This window comes from Serratia bockelmannii (genome assembly GCF_008011855.1).
Taxonomy (GTDB): domain Bacteria; phylum Pseudomonadota; class Gammaproteobacteria; order Enterobacterales; family Enterobacteriaceae; genus Serratia; species Serratia bockelmannii.
The window spans coordinates 1-17457 of the sequence record NZ_VOUX01000026.1; the positions used below are offsets into that span (position 1 = coordinate 1).

Consider the following 17457-nt stretch of genomic DNA (forward strand, 5'->3'; position numbering starts at 1 on the left):
TGCGTTTAATATACTGGTTCATCACATTTTCCTCTGTGCGTGAGTAAAATGTGTCAACGCTATTCAGGACGGGTCACAGACGTGAAAAAGGCCGGAATTCCGGCCTTTTTTATGCTTGCGGTTTGGCTTGCGTCCAGTGTTGCCAATGACGCTTGATGAAGGTCACCGGCGGCGAGGTGGCTATGCTGTCGGCGATGACGCCCAGCGCGGTGCCGGCGTTGGCTTTTTCCTTCGGCGGTTTGACCTTGCACTGTTTGATGCCACCGCTGAACGGATTTTTCGGCTGCGGTTTTTGCGGTTTGACCGGCGGCGGGACGTAGCTGCCGCCGCCGTTGCCCTGCGGTTCGTTCAGCAGCGCGCTCGGTTTGACCAGCACGATATCGGCGGGCAGCGACGGCAGCATCTGCTGCAGCACCTTCACCGTCGCCGGACGTGGATGCCCGATGGCGATGGCGGAACCGTTGCGCCGCGCCAATTCAACCGCGCGATTGAACTGGCGGCGGATGTCGGCTTCGTTCGCGGTATCGTCGAGGAACACCTTGCGTTTGATCACTTTCACGCCGGTGCCGGCCGCGGCGCGGGTCGCCTGGCTGTTGCCGATGGTCATGCTGTCGAGGAAGTACAGGCGGTAGCTTTCGAGCGCCTGCATCACTTTCTGCATGCCCGGCAGGCTGGAGGTCATGGCGCTGCCCATGTGGTTGTTCATGCCGACCGCGTAAGGCACATTGTTCACCGCGTTGCGGATGATGCGCTGGATCTCGTCGCCGCTCATGGCAGGCTGCAGGGTATCGCGCTCCAGCGGCTGCTTGCTGAGCGGCGCCATTGGCATGTGGATCAAGACTTCGCGGCCCTGGCTGTGGGCGCGAGTGGCCATCAGGCGGGCATGCGGCGCGTTGGGCAATACCGCAACCGAGATCGCCGTCGGCATTTGCAGCACTGCGTTTTCTTCGTGAGGGCGGTAGCCCACGTCATCGATGACGATGGAGAGTTTTCCTGCCTGCGCAGCGTAAACCTGCAGCAGACAGCCTATTAACAGAGCTGTACGGGTTTTGACATAGTGCAAATCTATCTTCCCAACCACGGCAGTGGGTTAACCGCCTGTCCCTGACGACGGATTTCGAAATAGAGCGACGGCGTTCCCTGGCCGCCGCTGGTGCCGACCAGAGCGATCGGCTGGCCGGCGCGCACTTGCGCCCCGACGTTGACCAACGCGCTTTGGTTGTAGCCGTACACGCTCATGTCGCCTTTACCGTGTTCGACCACCACCATCAGGCCATAGCCTTGCAGCCAGTCGGCCAGCAGCACGCGGCCATCGGCGACGGCTTTCACTTCGCTACCTTCGCGGGCCTCAATCACCATGCCTTTCCAGCGTAGTTCGCCCTGCTGCTGTTCGCCAAAGCCGTGCAGCGTGCGGCCGCGTACCGGCCACATCAGCTGGCCGGCCGGACGACCGAGACCGCCGGTGCGCGCCATCAGCGAGCGATCGGCTTCGCTAGGTTTGTAGGTGGTGCCGGTTTTCTTCGCCTGCTGTTCCTTGATGCGCACCTGTTCGCGCACTTTGGCCGCTTCACGCGCTTCGCGTTCGGCGCGCGCACGGGCTTCGCGCTCCGCCCGGGCGATCTTGTCGCGCATGCGGGCTTCGTTTTGGCGCAGTTCCACCAGGCGTTGTTGGTCTTTTTCCAGCGAGGCTTCCAGCGCGGTCAGCGTTTTCTTGCGGGCGCCGCGCGCCTGCTCCAGCTTCTGCTGCTGTGTTTGTTGTTCGCTCAGTAAGGATTTTTGCTGGCCCTGTTTGGCCACCAGCGTGGTTTTTTGCTTCGCCAGCTCGGCGCGGGTCTGTTTCAGCTCTTCGATGGTTTTCTGGCGCGCTTCGTTCAGATAGCCGAAATAGGCCAGAATACGTTCGCTGCGCTGGCTTTCTTCACCGCTGAGGATCAGCTGCACGGCGCTGTGCTGCCCTTGCCGGAAGGCGGCGTCGAGCTGTTTGGCGAGGAGGTTTTGTTGGGTCGATTGCTGCTTTTGCAGTTTGGTTATCGAGGCGTTCAGGCCGGAAATATCCTTGCTCAACTGGGTGAGCGTGCCCTGGGTGTCGCGCAACTGGCGGCTGGCCTGGGCGATGGTTTTTTCCTGCTGACGCAGCTGATCCTGCAGCGAGCTGCGCTGCTGCTGCTGCTGCTTCACCGCTTTTTCTTTCTCGGCGATGCTCTGCTGGATGTCTTTCAGCTGGGATTTATTGTCTTCCGCCGCCTGGCCGGCGAGCGGCAACAGCAAGACGCCAGCGCAAAATACGCTGGCGCACATGGCGGTGAACGTCCTTGGCGCGGTGCGTTCAGGCAGCGGCCGGCTGCCTGCGTTTGCGCTTCGGGTTACCCTTGATAGTGCAAAAAACGCCTTCTCCCTCATGGAGAAGGATTATTCCACGATGAACAGCGGCTTACCAGTCATCTCTTGCGGGATTTCCATTCCCATCAGCGTTAACAGGGTTGGCGCGATGTCCGAAAGCTTGCCGCCTTCGACCGCCCGTGCCGGTTTGCCGACGTAAATCAGCGGTACCGGCAGGCTGGTGTGGGCGGTATGCGCTTGGCCGGTGGCCGGATCGCGCATCTGCTCGGCGTTGCCGTGATCGGCGGTGATCAGCAGTTGGCCGTCGACGTCGCGCACCGCGTCAACCACCTGGGCGATGCAGGCATCCAGCGTCTCCACCGCTTTGACCGCTGCTTCATACACGCCGGTATGCCCCACCATGTCGCCGTTCGGGTAGTTGCAGATAATGGCGTCGTATTTGCCGCTGCGGATGGCGCTCAGCAGTTTGTCGGTCAGCTCGGCGGCGCTCATCTCCGGCTGCAGATCGTAGGTGGCGACCTTCGGCGAATTGACCAGCACGCGGTCTTCCCCTTTGAACGGCGCTTCCACGCCGCCGTTATAGAAGAAGGTGACGTGGGCGTATTTTTCGGTTTCCGAGATGCGCAGCTGGGTTTTGTCGTGCTTCATCAGCCATTCGCCGAAGGTGTTGGCCAGCGACGCCGGCGGGTAGGCGCAGGCGGTCGCGATGTCGGCGGCGTACTCGGTCAGCATCACGAAATCGCCGAACTGCACCCGCTTGGCGCGCGGGAAACCGTCGAAATCCGCGTTCACGAAAGCGCGGGTGATCTGGCGCGCGCGGTCAGCGCGGAAGTTCATGAAGATCAACGCATCGCCGTCCTGCATCGCGGCATCGGCCTCACCGGCGGCGCGAATGACGGTCGGTTTGACGAACTCGTCGTTTTCACCGCGCTGGTAGGCGGCCTGCAGGCCGGCGATCGCATCGTCGGCCACGTAGTCGCCCTTGGCCGCGGTCAGCAGGTCATAGGCCAGCTGCACGCGATCCCAGCGGTTGTCGCGGTCCATCGCGTAGTAGCGGCCGATCAGCGAGGCGATGCGCCCGACGCCCAGCGCGGCGAAGGCGTCGCGGCAGCGTTGCAGCGGGGCTTCGGCGCTGCGCGGCGGCGTGTCGCGCCCGTCGAGGAAGGCATGCAGATAAACGGCTTTGGCGCCGCGTTGGGCGGCCAGCTTGATCATGGCCAGAATGTGCTCTTCGTGGCTGTGCACGCCGCCCGGCGACAGCAGGCCCATGATATGCACCGCCTTGCCGGCCGCTACGGCTTTATCGACCGCGGCGGTCAGCACCGGGTTGGCGAAGAATTCGCCGTCGGCGATCGCTTTGTCCAGCCGGGTCAGATCCTGGTAGACGATGCGCCCGGCGCCCAGGTTGACGTGGCCGACTTCGGAGTTGCCCATTTGGCCGTCGGGCAGGCCGACATCCAGCCCGGAGGCGGCGATCAGCGTATGCGGCTGCTCCCGCCACAGACGGTCCATCACCGGGGTGCCGGCGTTCAGGATCGCGTTGTCCTGCCGCTCCTCACGGTGGCCGTAACCGTCCAGGATCACCAGTACCATCGGTTTTTTGTTGCTCGACATTGCATTGACCTCTTATGAACTTTTTAAGCTGCGAATAGCCATGCGCCCGCCGCAAGCATGGCTGTTCGCCCTCGAAAAACCGGCTGATTTTACATCGCCGCCGGCGAGAAATAGCCCAAAGAGATCAAGGTTGCGGCGAATCGCGCGGGCTTTTATGCTCTGACCTCGGGAATTTCTCAGCGCAGCCCGCAGTTTCTACAATCGCGCTTGCTTATTGGCTGTATTTGCCGCACTCGGCAGGTATACTCTGGAACCTTGACTTATTTATCCCTTAACTGACGGGAGTTGTTACACCCCATGCTGCAAGAAATTATGCCATTCGTAAGCAGACACCCGATTCTGAGCCTGGCTTGGATCGCTCTGCTGGTCGCCGTGATCGTCATGACCTTCAAAAGCCGTTTCTCCAAGGTCAAAGAGATCGCTCGCGGTGAAGCTATCCGCCTGATCAACAAAGAAGAAGCCGTGGTGGTCGACACCCGCAGCCGCGACGATTTCCGCCGTGGTCACCTGGCCAGCGCCATCAACCTGACCGCCAGCGAAATCAAAAGCGGCAGCCTGGGCGAGCTGGAAAAACACAAAGCGCAGCCGATCATCGTCGTGTGCGCCAACGGCACCGCCTCCCGCGAGCCGGCGGAGAACCTGAGCAAGGCCGGTTTTGAAAAGGTGACGATGCTGAAAGACGGCATCGCCGGCTGGAGCGGAGAAAACCTGCCGCTGGTGCGCGGTAAGTAACCGTTTAACCTATTTGAGGTGGCAATCCATGGCTAACATTGATATCTACACCAAAGCGACCTGTCCGTTCTGCCATCGCGCCAAGGCGCTGTTGAACAGCAAGGGCGCGGCGTTTAACGAGATCGCCATCGACGGCGATAGCGCCAAGCGCGAAGTGATGATCGAGCGCAGTGGGCGCACCACCGTGCCGCAGATTTTCATCGATGGCCGGCATATCGGCGGCTGTGATGATTTATATGAACTCGATGCTCGCGGCGGCCTGGATCCGCTGCTTTAAGCAGCTTGCCGGCTCACCGAGTGTCAATAAGGACGTTTAACCAAGGGTATTACTCACATGTCAGAACAAAACAGCACCGAAATGGCTTTCCAGATCCAACGTATCTATACCAAGGATATCTCCTTCGAAGCGCCGAACGCGCCGCAGGTTTTCCAGCAGGAATGGCAGCCGGAAGTTAAACTTGATCTGGATACCGCGTCCAGCCAGCTGGCTGACGAAGTGTATGAAGTGGTACTGCGCGTAACCGTGACGGCGAGCCTGGGCGAAGAGACCGCGTTCCTGTGCGAAGTGCAACAGGCGGGCATCTTCTCGGTAGCAGGTATCGAAGGCACGCAGCTGGCGCATTGCCTGGGTGCATACTGCCCGAACATCCTGTTCCCGTATGCGCGCGAGTGCATCACCAGCCTGGTTTCCCGCGGTACATTCCCGCAGCTGAACCTGGCACCGGTCAACTTTGACGCGCTGTTCATGAACTATCTGCAGCAGCAGGCGGAAGGCGAAGGTGCCGCACCACATCAGGATGCCTGATGAACACCGTCAATGCTTCAATGACTGTTATCGGTGCCGGCTCGTACGGCACCGCATTGGCCATTACGCTGGCGCGTAACGGCCATGCCGTGGTGCTGTGGGGGCACAACCCCGCGCAAATTCAAACGTTGCAGCAAGATCGCTGCAATCAGGCGTTTCTGCCCGACGTTCCTTTCCCCGATACCCTGCTGCTTGAGGCCGATTTGGCGCGTGCGCTGGCGGCCAGCCGCGACGTGCTGGTGGTGGTGCCAAGCCACGTGTTTGGCGACGTGCTGCGTCAACTGAAGCCGCATCTGCGCCCGGACGCCCGCATCGTGTGGGCCACCAAGGGGTTGGAAGCGGAAACCGGGCGATTGCTGCAGGACGTGGCGCGTGAGGCGTTGGGCGAGGCGATCCCGCTGGCGGTGCTCTCCGGGCCGACGTTCGCCAAAGAGCTGGCCGCCGGTCTGCCGACGGCGATCGCGCTGGCGGCGACCGATGCGCAGTTCGCCGACGATCTGCAACAGCTGTTGCACTGCGGCAAGAGCTTCCGCGTCTACAGCAATCCCGACTTTATCGGCGTGCAGCTTGGCGGCGCGGTGAAGAATGTGATCGCCATCGGCGCTGGCATGTCCGACGGCATCGGTTTCGGCGCCAACGCCCGCACCGCGTTGATTACGCGCGGGCTGGCGGAAATGAGCCGTCTGGGTTCTGCGCTGGGCGCCGATCCTTCGACGTTCATGGGCATGGCGGGGCTGGGGGATCTGGTGCTAACCTGCACGGACAACCAATCGCGCAACCGCCGCTTCGGCATTATGCTGGGGCAAGGTAAAGGCGTGCAGGAAGCGCAGGACAGCATCGGTCAGGTGGTCGAGGGCTATCGCAATACCAAAGAGGTGTTGGCGCTGGCGCAGCGGCACGGCGTGGAAATGCCGATCACCGAACAGATTTATCAGGTGCTTTACTGCCATAAAGACGCCCGCGAAGCGGCGCTGAGCCTGCTGGGGCGAGCCCGAAAGGACGAAAAACCCAGCGCGTGACATAAAACGATATGTCGGGGCAGCGGAATGCTGACCCCGCAAATGACCTGGGCCGCTCCGCGCTACCGTGTGAAACGGCCCGTTTGGCAAGGCAAAGGGGTATGTGATGTCGTCAGAAGAGTTGGAACAGGTCTGGAACAGCATTAAATCAGAAGCGCGAGCACTGGCTGATTGTGAACCGATGCTGGCCAGCTTTTTCCATGCGACGTTGCTCAAGCACGAGAATCTGGGCAGCGCGCTCAGCTATATGCTGGCCAACAAGCTGGCGACGCCGATCATGCCCGCCATCGCGGTGCGCGAGGTGGTGGAAGAGGCCTACAAGTCCGACAATCAGATGATCGTTTCGGCGGCGCGCGATATCCTCGCGGTGCGGCTGCGCGACCCGGCGGTCGATAAATACTCCACGCCGCTGCTTTACCTCAAAGGGTTCCATGCGCTGCAGGCTTACCGCATCGGCCATTGGCTGTGGCAGCAAGGGCGGCAAGCGCTGGCTATCTACCTGCAAAATCAAATTTCCGTCGCCTTCGGCGTGGACATCCACCCGGCGGCGACCATCGGCTGCGGCATCATGCTTGACCACGCTACCGGCATCGTGATCGGTGAAACGGCGGTGGTGGAGAACAACGTTTCTATCCTGCAGTCGGTCACGCTCGGCGGTACCGGTAAAACCAGCGGCGACCGTCACCCGAAAATCCGCGAAGGGGTGATGATTGGCGCCGGCGCCAAAATTCTCGGCAATATCGAAGTGGGCAAGGGCGCGAAGATCGGCGCGGGTTCGGTGGTTTTGCAGGCGGTGCCGCCGCATACCACCGCCGCCGGGGTGCCGGCGCGCATCGTCGGGCGGCCGGAGAGCGATACGCCGTCGATGGATATGGACCAATACTTCAACGGTACCAACCACGGTTTCGAGTACGGCGACGGCATTTGAACGCCGTTTGCGTATCCATTCAGGGGGAGCTTTGGCTCCCCCTGTGTTTTTCAGGCGGCGGTCAGCCCTGTTTCGGGAACTGGGTGATATCGGTAACGATGTCGTCGATCGCCGCCTTGACGTCATCCGCCGTGACCGGCGTGCTGTCGTTGTTGACGGTTTTACCGTAGGCCTTGCGTACCACTTCCATCACCGTTTTACCGGTATCCTGGTCGATCAACTCGCCTTCAATATACAGCGCGGTATTTTGCGTCCGGTGCCCGGTAGCCGCCATGGTGCTGGCAACCACTGCAGCGACCGGCACCACTTCATAGAACTTCATGTCTTCGTTTTCGGCCGAAACGGCGGTGATGGCGAGTTTGGCCACCAGAACGCGCGAGCCCGTCGGGCTTGGCAGAATGGTAAAGCGGTTCTGCAGCGCGGTTTTGATTCGCTGGGTCGCGTAGGCCTTAATCTTGTTCAGCGTGTCCTGGCTGACGCGCGCCGTGGGTTTCTCCGCCGGGAAATAGACCACCGGTTGGAAATAGATACCGCGATAGTTGGATTCCTTGTAGCTCGGATCTACCCAGCGCAGCGTTTTATGACCGCTTGGCGAGGTGGTTTCCTGCAGTTTGCTGTAATCGGACAAGAAGCCCGAATATTGCGACGTTTGGGTGACTTTGGACGAACAGCCCGCCAGCAACAGGCCCGCTGCCAGAACGGCCATGGCAACGCTCAAGCGTTGTTTTTTCATGTGGTTTCCTATGATGAGTGGTGATTACCCTTACAAAACATAGCGCATTATCTGCGCCTCATCGGGCATTTTCGGGGCCGGGCGTGCCCTGCTGCGGCCTTTTTTCAGGATCGTGATGCGCCGCCGGTTTTCACCACCAGTGCGGGTGATAAGGCAACGAGCAAGATGCCCGCTCTGGCCAGCGCCTGGTGTTGCTCTGCTTGCCATCGGGGCAACAAGGGCCAGAGATCCGCCTGATGTTCTGCCTGCAGGCACCAGACCTCCCGGTCGTGCCAATCGCCGAGGGCGTTTTGCACCGCTTTCAGGCCCGCCATTGCGGCGGGAGAGAGGGGGAGGCGTTGCGGGTAGGCTTCGGCCGCGTAGCGCAGGCGTTTGACCAGCAGCCGCAGACGGTGGCGATCGTAGCCGGTATCAGCCAACGCCCTGCGCAATTGCCGCTGCTGGCGCTGCAGGCGTCGGTTCACACGGTGTTTGGCGGGGCGCTGCGCGATGCGGCGAAAGCGGTGCGGCCAGGCGTGCAATAGCGAAGGGAAGCTGATGAGCAGCGGGTTGGCGAGCAGTTGGCGGCAGCGGGCCTGAAAATCGCTTTGGCGCACGTTGGCCTGCCAATCGAGGCGATGGTGCGCCAATTCGACGATCAGCACCTCGAGATCGCGCAGAGGCGTCGTGAGCTTGCCCAACTCGGCGGCGGCCCGATCGAGCCGCGTTGCGCCGGGGCAGCCGCGCAACGGACGCAGCAGGCTGCGAATGCGGCGCAGGCAGACGCGCAAGTCGTGTAGCGCCTCGGTGTCTTGCGCCTGTTGCAGCCGCAACAGCGCCTCGTTCAGCGCCGATTCGAGCCGGCGAAGCTGGGTAACAATATCTGCGATGAAAGCCATGTGCCGTATCTGGAGAGGTTAACCCTTCCAGTATGGCGCGTCGTCGCGGATTACGCTTTGATCAGCGCGCCGGCATAGTCCAACTGCCGCCAGGCTTCATACACCACCACCGATACGGCATTCGACAGGTTCATGCTGCGGCTTTGCGCCTGCATTGGGATGCGGATTTTTTGCTGCGCGGGCAGCGCATCGAGGATGTCGGCAGGCAATCCACGCGTTTCCGGACCGAACAGCAGGTAGTCGCCGGCCTGGTAGCTGACGGCGCTGTGCGCCGGCGTGCCCTTGGTGGTGAGGGCAAACAGCCGCTGCGGATTTTCGGCGGCGAGAAAAGCGGCGTAGTCGGCATGACGGTGGACGCGGGTGAACTCATGGTAATCCAGCCCGGCGCGGCGCAGGCGTTTGTCGTCCCACGGAAAACCCAGCGGTTCGATCAGATGCAGATTAAAGCCGGTATTGGCGCACAGGCGGATGATATTGCCGGTATTGGGTGGAATTTCGGGTTCAAATAAAACGATGTTCAGCATGTTGCAGGCCCCTCGTGAACGAGGGGCGCAGGATAGCAAACTCTTACTGTTCTGTCTTAGACGATAGGCGTTGATGATGCAGCGGCAGCCACAGCACCAGCCGCAGGCCGCCAAGCGGGCTGTCTTCGGCCTTCACCCAGCCGCGATGCTGGTTGACCGCCGCCTCGACGATCGCCAGGCCGAGGCCGGTGCCGCCGGACTCACGGTCGCGCGCTTCATCGGTGCGGTAGAACGGACGGAAGATCTGCTCGCGGTCTTCGGCGCTGACGCCGGGGCCGTCGTCGTCAACCTGGATGGTCACGCCCTGATTGTCGGCGCTGAACGCCACGGCAATGCGGGTGTGTGAATACCGCAGGGCGTTGCGCACGATGTTTTCCAACGCGCTGTCCAGCGCGCTCGCGTTGCCGAACAGCGTCCACGGACCTGGCGGCGCAGCGATCTCCAGCTGTTTGCCCATCTGTTCCGCTTCGAAACGGGCGTTGTCCAGCACGTCGGCCCACAGTTCGTTGGCCTTCAACTGCTCGCGCGCCAGCTCGCCCTTTTGCTGCCCGCGCGACAGCGCCAGCAGATCGTTGATCATCGAATCCAGCCGCTGCGCTTCGGTTTCGATGCGCGCCAGTTCGTGCCCTTCGCCGTGGCGGCGGCGCATCAGCGCGGTGGCCAACTGCAGGCGCGTCAGCGGCGTGCGCAGCTCGTGCGAGATGTCCGAGATCAGCCGTTGCTGGGCGTTCATCATGCGTTCCAGCGCGCTGACCATCTGGTTGAAGCTGGCGCCGGTGGCCAGGAACTCCTGCGGGCCGGCCTCCAGTTCCGGATGCTGCTTCAGGTTGCCGCGCGCCACGTCATCGGCGGCGTTCTTCAGCTTGCGTGCCGGTTTCGCCAGGCTCCAGGCCAGCCACAGCAGCAGCGGGGCGCTGATTAGCATGGTGACGATCAGCAGCAGCAGCGGCCGGTCGAACATCAGGTTGATGAAATCGGATTGCGGGCTGTTGGCGGGACGGATCAGGTACAGCTGGTAGTTGTCTTCGCCGTCGCGCACCGCGAACGGCCCGACCAGCTCGACGCGGCCGTACTTTTTCTTCTTGGGATGATCCGAATTATCGGATTGGCCGATGAAGTTGCGGACGATCTGCATTTCGTTGCGCTGCGCGCCGATCACCCGGCCTTCGCTGGTGACCAGCAACAGGCGTTGGCCCGGCGGCGCCCATTTGTCGATGGCGCGGAACAGGCGGCGCCACCACATCAGATCGTTGGCCGGATCGTTTTGCAACTCGGCCTCGACGTGCTGTTCCAGCATCAACCCCTGCCGCTGCTCGCTGTCGAGCAGCGAGGTCATTTGGCGGGAGTCGAGCTTGGGCACCATCAGCACCAGCATTAGCACCAGGGCTAACGTAAACCAGAAAATGGCGAAGATGCGTGCCGTCAAACTGTTGATCATGTTGCAGATACCATCAAATAACCACGCCCGCGCAGGGTTTTGAACCACGGATGCCCGTCTTTGCGATCCGGCAGCTTACGCCGCAGGTTGGAGATGTGCATGTCGATAGCGCGATCGAACGGAGTCAGGCGTTTGCCCAGCACTTCCTGGCTCAGCAGTTCGCGCGATACCACCTGCCCGAGGTGCTGCGCCAGCAGGTAAAGCAGGGTGAACTCGGTGCCGGTCAGATCCAGCACCTGGCCGTCGAAGCTGGCCTCCTGGCGGCCGGGATTCAGCTGCAGGCCATCGACATCCAGCGTCGGGGCGCCGCTGTCGACCTGCTGCTGCTGTTCGCTCCAGTTGGAACGGCGCAGAATGGCGCGAATACGCGCGACTAGCTCGCGATCGTTGAAGGGTTTCGGCAGGTAATCATCGGCGCCCAGCTCCAGGCCCAGCACGCGGTCCAGTTCGCTGCCGCGCGCGGTCAGCATGATGACCGGTGTCTGGTGATGTTGGCGCAGTTCTTTCAGCGTATCGATGCCGTTTTTCTTCGGCATCATGATGTCGAGCAGCAGCAGATCGATGGAGCTGTCCAGCAGCGACAACGCCTGCTCGCCATCGTGCGCGACGACGATATTAAAACCTTCCATTTCAAGCAGTTCTTTTAACAGCGAGGTCAACTCGCGGTCGTCGTCAACTAACAGAATCTTGTTCATTATGATTTACCTCCAGACGCAAAATACGTCATCAACTGTTGCCATTCCATGACTTTACGTAGTTTTACATGCACTGACGCAGGTTTTCAGGTGTAGCGGTACACTGCTCCTCGTTGATTCGCAAAGTGAGAAAGCTTGAGGAGTTGAAATGCGTAAGGTGACCGCATTAGTTATGGCATCACTGCTGGCAATTGGTTCGACCGCTGCCTTCGCTGCCGACACTATACCGGACACAGCCCAACCTCCCGGCAACGACGCGATGACCCGAATACCCGGCCAGCACCATATGTTCGACGGTGTCAGCCTCAGCGAACAGCAGCGCCAGCAAATGCGCGATTTGATGCGCCAGGCCCGGCACGATCTGCCTGGTGTCAATGTAGCTGAAATGGAAGCCATGCATAAACTGGTGACCGCAGAGAAATTTGACGAAGCCGCCGTGTACGCCCAGGCGGAGAAGATGGCCCAACAGCAGGTCAAGCGCCAGGTCGAAATGGCCCGGGTGCGCAACCAAATGTATAACCTGCTGACGCCAGAGCAAAAAAGTGTTTTAGACCAGAAACATCAGCAGCGTATGCAGCAGATGGAGCAACAAATTTCTGGTTTGCAGCAAGCTTCTGCCCAGAAGTGAAGTACGACTGAGTAGTCCCCTGTTTTTCCTTGCCATAGACACCATCCCTGTCTTCCCCGCCATGATGGCGGGGTTTTTTTTATCCGACATTTCGCTATATTGAGCGCCACACCTTTTGACCGGGATCCCTTAATGGAACAGCGTTATGCTCGCCTGGTAAAGTCCGCTGCGTTGGCCGCAACTGCGTTGGCGTCGTCGCTGCTGTTGATCAAAATCGTCGCCTGGTACCACACCGGTTCGGTCAGCCTGTTGGCGGCGCTGGTGGATTCGTTGGTCGATATCGCCGCCTCGCTGACCAACCTTCTGGTGGTGCGCTATTCGCTGCAGCCGGCCGATGCCGAGCACACCTTCGGCCACGGCAAAGCGGAGTCGCTGGCGGCGCTGGCGCAAAGCATGTTTATTTCCGGCTCCGCCCTGTTTCTGTTCCTCACCGGCTTCCAGCATCTGTATGCGCCGCAAACGCTGCGCGATCCCGGCGTTGGGGTCGTCGTGACGGTGATCGCGTTAATCAGTACCCTGATTCTGGTCACCTATCAACGTTGGGTGGTCAGAAAAACCCGTAGCCAGGCGGTGCGCGCAGATATGCTGCATTATCAGTCAGATGTCATGATGAATGGTGCTATTCTTATCGCTCTTGGGCTAAGCTGGTACGGCTTCCACCGGGCAGATGCGCTGTTCGCGCTGGGCATCGGCGTATACATCCTCTATAGCGCGCTGCGCATGGGCTACGAAGCGGTGCAGTCGCTACTGGATCGGGCGTTGCCGGATGACGAACGCCAGGCGATTATCGAGGTGGTTTCCTCCTGGCCCGGGGTGAAAGGCGCGCACGATCTGCGCACGCGTCAGTCGGGGCCGACGCGTTTCATCCAGCTGCATCTGGAGATGGAAGATACGCTGCCGCTGCGTGAGGCGCATCGGTTGGCCGATCAGGTGGAACAGGCGTTGCGACACCGTTTTGCGGGGGCGGACGTCATCATTCACCTGGATCCGTGCTCCGTGGTGCCGCCGGGTAGGCAGGGGCATTGGGAGCTATAATCAGATAGAGGCATAGCGCGAAGTATTATCATGAATATCTGAGTTAGCTCAGCGTGCCATGCGGTGTTTTTACCGTTATATTGCGTGACTTGAATCAATTCAGCTGGGTGTTTTTGATATAATATCCAGCAATAAGCCGTAAAGCTGGTTTTCTGCAGCCGGAGAGGTTTCAAGACGATCGGCGGAGACAGAATTCTTAAGAAATTGCATCTACACAGTTCAGAGGTAGTCATGATCAAGAAAATCGGTGTACTGACGAGCGGCGGTGATTCGCCGGGTATGAACGCTGCAATCCGCGGCGTTGTGCGTTCTGCGCTTTCAGAAGGTCTGGAAGTTTTTGGTATTTACGATGGCTACCTTGGCTTGTACGAAGATCGCATGGAGCAGCTGGACCGCTATAGCGTGTCCGACATGATCAACCGCGGCGGCACCTTCCTCGGCTCGGCCCGCTTCCCGGAGTTCAGGGATGAAAACGTGCGCGCCAAGGCGATTGAAAACCTGAAGAATCGCGGTATCGACGCGCTGGTGGTGATCGGCGGCGACGGTTCCTACATGGGCGCCAAACGCCTGACGGAAGAAGGCTTCCCGTGCATCGGTCTGCCGGGCACCATCGATAACGATGTCGCCGGTACCGACTACACTATCGGTTACTTCACCGCGCTGGAAACCGTGGTGGAAGCGATCGACCGCCTGCGCGATACCTCCTCGTCGCACCAGCGTATCTCCATCGTGGAAGTGATGGGCCGTTACTGCGGCGATCTGACGCTGGCGGCGGCGATTGCCGGCGGTTGCGAATTCATCGTGTTGCCTGAAATCGAATTCAATCGCGAAGATCTGGTGTGCGAAATCAAAGCCGGTATCGCCAAGGGTAAAAAACACGCCATCGTGGCGATCACCGAGCACATCTGCGACATCGATGAGCTGGCGCGCCACATTGAGCAGGAAACCAAGCGTGAAACCCGCGCCACCGTGCTGGGCCACATTCAACGCGGTGGTTCACCGGTCGCCTACGACCGCATCCTGGCCTCGCGCATGGGCGCCTACGCCATCGAACTGCTGCTGCAGGGTTACGGCGGCCGCTGCGTCGGTATCCAGAACGAAAAAATGGTGCATCACGACATCATCGACGCGATCGAAAACATGAAGCGTCCGTTCAAGGGCGACTGGCTGGAAACGGCGAAAAAGCTGTACTGATTCGCCGCTCTCCGCGCGCCGAAAGCCTCCGCTTGCGGGGGCTTTTTTATGCTTGTCGGCGACATATTCCAGAATCATCTATCCCAAAATTTTTTATTCTTTAATTGCCGGGAAAGTTTCTGGCAGGCTCTGATGCTAAATCAACCGATTGAGGTTGCGTTAATTTTCTGGGAGAGCTTGTCGATGCGTAAATGGGGTGTAGGTCTGACATTGGTGCTGTTGGCGTCCGGCGCCATGGCGAAGGATATTCAGTTGCTGAACGTGTCATACGATCCGACGCGTGAGTTCTATCAGGCTTACAACACGGCATTCAGCAAGCACTATCAGGCGGAAACCGGCGACAAGGTGACGGTGCGACAGTCGCACGGCGGTTCCGGCAAACAGGCGACCTCGGTGATCAACGGCATCGAGGCCGACGTGGTGACGCTGGCGCTGGCCTATGACGTTGACGCCATCGCCGAACGCGGGCGCATTGAGAAAGACTGGATAAAACGCTTGCCGGACAACTCGGCGCCTTACACGTCGACCATCGTCTTCCTGGTGCGCAAAGGCAACCCGAAGCAAATTCATGACTGGCCTGACTTGATTAAGCCGGGCGTGTCGGTGATCACCCCGAATCCGAAAACCTCCGGTGGCGCCCGCTGGAACTACCTGGCCGCCTGGGGCTACGCGTTGCACCACAACAACAACGATAAGGCCAAGGCGCAGGACTTCGTCAAAAACCTGTACAAGAACGTCGAAGTGCTGGATTCCGGCGCGCGCGGCTCGACCAACACCTTCGTTGAGCGCGGCATCGGCGACGTGCTGATCGCTTGGGAAAACGAAGCGTTGCTGGCGGAGAAAGAGCTGGGCAAAGACAAGTTCGAGATTATTACGCCGAGCGAATCGATCCTGGCCGAACCGACGGTGTCGGTGGTGGATAAGGTCGTCGATAAACGTGGTACCCGCGACGTGGCGACCGCCTACCTGAAGTATCTGTATTCACCGGAAGGGCAGACTATTGCGGCGCAGAACTATTATCGCCCGCGCGATGCGGCGGTGGCGGCCAAGTTCGCCGGGCAGTTCCCGCAGCTGAAGTTGTTCACCGTGGATGACACTTTCGGCGGCTGGACCGAAGCGCAGAAGGTGCACTTCGCTACCGGCGGCGTGTTCGACGAAATAAGCAAACGCTGAGGCCGTTTGAGCGGCAATAAAAAACCCCGGCAAGCCGGGGTTTTTTTATGGCAAGCCTAGGGCAATCAGGCTTTTTTTGCTGCGGCAGCGGCTTTGACGATCACGGCGAAAGCGTCGGCTTTCAGCGAGGCGCCGCCCACCAGCGCACCGTCGATGTCCGGCTGGGAGAACAGCTCTGCGGCGTTCTTGTCGTTCACCGAACCGCCGTACTGGATGATGATTTCAGCGGCAACCGCGGCATCGTGTTTGGCGATGTGATCGCGGATAAATTTGTGCACGGCCTGTGCCTGTGCAGGGGTCGCGGATTTGCCGGTACCGATGGCCCAGACCGGCTCATAGGCGATCACGGTGCCTTTCATCGCCGGTGCGCCCAGGGTTTTCAGCACGGCGTCGATCTGGCGCGCGCACACTTCTTCAGTTTTGCCCGCGGCGTTTTCCGCTTCGGTTTCACCGATGCACAGTACCGGGATCAGGCCGGCTTCTTTCAGCACGGCGAATTTCTCGGCGATCACTTCGTCGCTTTCTTTGTGGTAGGTGCGACGCTCGGAGTGGCCGATGATGATGTACTGGGCGCCGACGTCTTTCAGCATGTTGGCGGAAACTTCACCGGTGAAGGCGCCGGACAGGTTAACGTCCACGTTCTGCGCGCCCAGCGCGATGCGGCTGCCGGCCAGCGCGTGCTTGGCCTGATCCAGATACATCACCGGCGGGGCGATGGCGACGCCACAGCCGTCAACGCTGCTCAGCTCATTGCGCAGACCGGCGATCAGTTCGTTGACCATGTGAGTGCTGCCGTTAAGCTTCCAGTTACCCATAACTAATGGATGACGCATGTTTTTTCCTCCAACTAGGGAACGCGAGAGTCGAAATGACAACTGCCGGACCGGCAGTTTACCTGCCCAACAGTATAGAGATCATTAAGCGCGAAGGCTTTGCTTTTCGTCATTAAATGCCGCGCCGTTACGGCTCGGAAAGCGCTAGCTTAATCGGTTCAACCGCGAAGGTTACGCCTTTATCGCCGTTGTCCGAGACGACATAGCGAATGGCGCCGACCTGCTGTTGGTAAAAGCGCGATCCTTTGCCTTTTTCCAGCAGGCTGTTCACCTTGTTCTGGCTCTGCTCCACCGTCAACGCCGGTTCGAACTGGCGCATCAGCGCCGCCATGTAGCTGATGGCGATGGCGCGCGCGGCTTTTTCTTCATTGGCCTGCTGCAGCGGCAGGTGAGTGATCTGCAACGTTTTGATTTTACCGGTGCCTTTCTCCAGCGCGGTGGAGGCATACAGGTTTTCGTTGAGTTTGCTGGCGGCGCGCGTCAGCAGCGGCGAATCGTCTTCGGTGGCGGGAATGGCGCGGAATTCGCCAATCGGCAGCTTCGGGTTGTCGCGATTGTATTTTTCGCGGAATTTGACCACCGTCAGATCGAACGTCGGCGCCCCGGCCAGCAGGTAAGGTGCGGCAGGCGTCGCATCGGCGGCCGGTGGATCGGCCCAGGCGCTGGCGGCCACCTGCAGCAGGCAGGCGATAACGAGGGTTTTTCTCAGCATGGCGTATGGCATCAAGGACAAAGATGGCTCCGATTAAAGCGATAACCCGCGGGGCTTGTCAAAGATCCCACGCCATTATCGGTTCGCTGACGAGAAAGCTGTGCGGCGCACCGCGTTATGCGAGGCGGAAAACTCGGCCCGGCAGCGCCTATGTTACACTGCGGCGCAGAATATGG

At 60.1% G+C, this 17457-nt stretch carries 19 protein-coding genes; 9 read left to right on the forward strand and 10 right to left on the reverse strand.

All coding sequences use genetic code 11. The features are described 5' to 3' along the window. Positions 1-109: 109 nt before the first annotated feature. Genes FOT55_RS13235 through gpmM form a run of 3 tightly spaced genes read right to left on the reverse strand, consistent with a single transcriptional unit; the run spans position 110 to position 3954 of the window. Positions 110-1063 (reverse strand): divergent polysaccharide deacetylase family protein, encoded by a 954-nt coding sequence (locus tag FOT55_RS13235; protein WP_025304681.1) that lies wholly within the window; start codon positions 1061-1063, stop codon positions 110-112. 2 nt (positions 1064-1065) lie between these two features. After that, the gene (envC, locus tag FOT55_RS13240) at positions 1066-2400 is read right to left on the reverse strand and encodes a murein hydrolase activator EnvC (protein WP_147823557.1); all 1335 of its coding nucleotides are present in this window, start codon (positions 2398-2400) and stop codon (positions 1066-1068) included. Positions 2401-2409: 9 nt separating this feature from the next. Continuing rightward, on the reverse strand, positions 2410-3954 hold the full coding sequence (gene gpmM / locus FOT55_RS13245; protein ID WP_147823558.1) for a 2,3-bisphosphoglycerate-independent phosphoglycerate mutase: 1545 nt from the start codon (positions 3952-3954) through the stop codon (positions 2410-2412). Between the two features lie 297 nt (positions 3955-4251). Here gpmM and FOT55_RS13250 point away from each other — a divergent pair, with 297 nt between their 5' ends. The 5 genes from FOT55_RS13250 (at position 4252) to cysE (ending at position 7438) form a co-directional block, all read left to right on the forward strand. Further along, positions 4252-4686: a rhodanese-like domain-containing protein gene (locus FOT55_RS13250; protein WP_016929700.1), complete on the forward strand. Its 435-nt coding sequence runs from the start codon at positions 4252-4254 to the stop codon at positions 4684-4686. 28 nt (positions 4687-4714) lie between these two features. Next, positions 4715-4963: a glutaredoxin 3 gene (gene grxC, locus FOT55_RS13255; protein WP_019452217.1), complete on the forward strand. Its 249-nt coding sequence runs from the start codon at positions 4715-4717 to the stop codon at positions 4961-4963. A gap of 57 nt (positions 4964-5020) precedes the next feature. Then, the gene (gene secB, locus FOT55_RS13260) at positions 5021-5491 is read left to right on the forward strand and encodes a protein-export chaperone SecB (protein ID WP_025304678.1); all 471 of its coding nucleotides are present in this window, start codon (positions 5021-5023) and stop codon (positions 5489-5491) included. After that, positions 5491-6510, forward strand: a complete 1020-nt coding sequence (gene gpsA / locus FOT55_RS13265; RefSeq protein WP_060448503.1) for an NAD(P)H-dependent glycerol-3-phosphate dehydrogenase — start codon at positions 5491-5493, stop codon at positions 6508-6510. Before secB ends, gpsA begins: the two co-directional genes overlap by 1 nt. Before the next feature lie 106 nt (positions 6511-6616). Next, complete coding sequence (cysE, locus tag FOT55_RS13270; RefSeq protein WP_025304676.1) at positions 6617-7438, forward strand: serine O-acetyltransferase; 822 nt, start codon at positions 6617-6619, stop codon at positions 7436-7438. A gap of 61 nt (positions 7439-7499) precedes the next feature. Here the strand turns inward: cysE and FOT55_RS13275 are convergent, their stop codons facing one another. The 5 genes from FOT55_RS13275 to cpxR all read right to left on the reverse strand — a co-directional run bounded on the left by FOT55_RS13275 (position 7500) and on the right by cpxR (position 11706). Further along, positions 7500-8171, reverse strand: a complete 672-nt coding sequence (locus tag FOT55_RS13275) for a DUF3313 domain-containing protein (RefSeq protein WP_025304675.1) — start codon at positions 8169-8171, stop codon at positions 7500-7502. Positions 8172-8275: 104 nt separating this feature from the next. After that, a complete protein-coding gene (locus FOT55_RS13280; protein ID WP_060435276.1) occupies positions 8276-9049 on the reverse strand; it encodes a CHAD domain-containing protein in 774 nt (257 codons plus the stop codon). A gap of 50 nt (positions 9050-9099) precedes the next feature. Next, positions 9100-9573 carry a tRNA (uridine(34)/cytosine(34)/5-carboxymethylaminomethyluridine(34)-2'-O)-methyltransferase TrmL gene (gene trmL / locus FOT55_RS13285; RefSeq protein WP_025304673.1) on the reverse strand — a complete coding sequence of 158 codons (474 nt, stop codon included), beginning with the start codon at positions 9571-9573 and terminating at the stop codon, positions 9100-9102. A gap of 43 nt (positions 9574-9616) precedes the next feature. After that, complete coding sequence (gene cpxA / locus FOT55_RS13290) at positions 9617-11011, reverse strand: envelope stress sensor histidine kinase CpxA (RefSeq protein WP_015379421.1); 1395 nt, start codon at positions 11009-11011, stop codon at positions 9617-9619. Then, on the reverse strand, positions 11008-11706 hold the full coding sequence (cpxR, locus tag FOT55_RS13295; protein WP_025304671.1) for an envelope stress response regulator transcription factor CpxR: 699 nt from the start codon (positions 11704-11706) through the stop codon (positions 11008-11010). The genes cpxA and cpxR overlap by 4 nt, the downstream gene beginning before the upstream one ends. Positions 11707-11854: 148 nt before the next feature. Between cpxR and cpxP the strand changes: the two genes are divergently transcribed. The 4 genes from cpxP (at position 11855) to FOT55_RS13315 (ending at position 15736) form a co-directional block, all read left to right on the forward strand. Next, complete coding sequence (cpxP, locus tag FOT55_RS13300; RefSeq protein WP_004931122.1) at positions 11855-12334, forward strand: cell-envelope stress modulator CpxP; 480 nt, start codon at positions 11855-11857, stop codon at positions 12332-12334. 132 nt (positions 12335-12466) lie between these two features. Then, positions 12467-13369 carry a CDF family cation-efflux transporter FieF gene (gene fieF / locus FOT55_RS13305; RefSeq protein WP_025304670.1) on the forward strand — a complete coding sequence of 301 codons (903 nt, stop codon included), beginning with the start codon at positions 12467-12469 and terminating at the stop codon, positions 13367-13369. Between the two features lie 231 nt (positions 13370-13600). Continuing rightward, the gene (gene pfkA, locus FOT55_RS13310) at positions 13601-14563 is read left to right on the forward strand and encodes a 6-phosphofructokinase (protein WP_004931116.1); all 963 of its coding nucleotides are present in this window, start codon (positions 13601-13603) and stop codon (positions 14561-14563) included. Positions 14564-14746: 183 nt separating this feature from the next. After that, positions 14747-15736 carry a sulfate ABC transporter substrate-binding protein gene (locus tag FOT55_RS13315; RefSeq protein WP_043140999.1) on the forward strand — a complete coding sequence of 330 codons (990 nt, stop codon included), beginning with the start codon at positions 14747-14749 and terminating at the stop codon, positions 15734-15736. 65 nt (positions 15737-15801) lie between these two features. Here the strand turns inward: FOT55_RS13315 and tpiA are convergent, their stop codons facing one another. Beyond that, positions 15802-16569, reverse strand: coding sequence for a triose-phosphate isomerase (gene tpiA, locus FOT55_RS13320; protein WP_004931113.1), 768 nt, complete (start codon positions 16567-16569; stop codon positions 15802-15804). A gap of 127 nt (positions 16570-16696) precedes the next feature. After that, on the reverse strand, positions 16697-17281 hold the full coding sequence (locus FOT55_RS13325) for a DUF1454 family protein (RefSeq protein ID WP_025304668.1): 585 nt from the start codon (positions 17279-17281) through the stop codon (positions 16697-16699). Between the last annotated feature and the right edge of the window lie 176 nt (positions 17282-17457).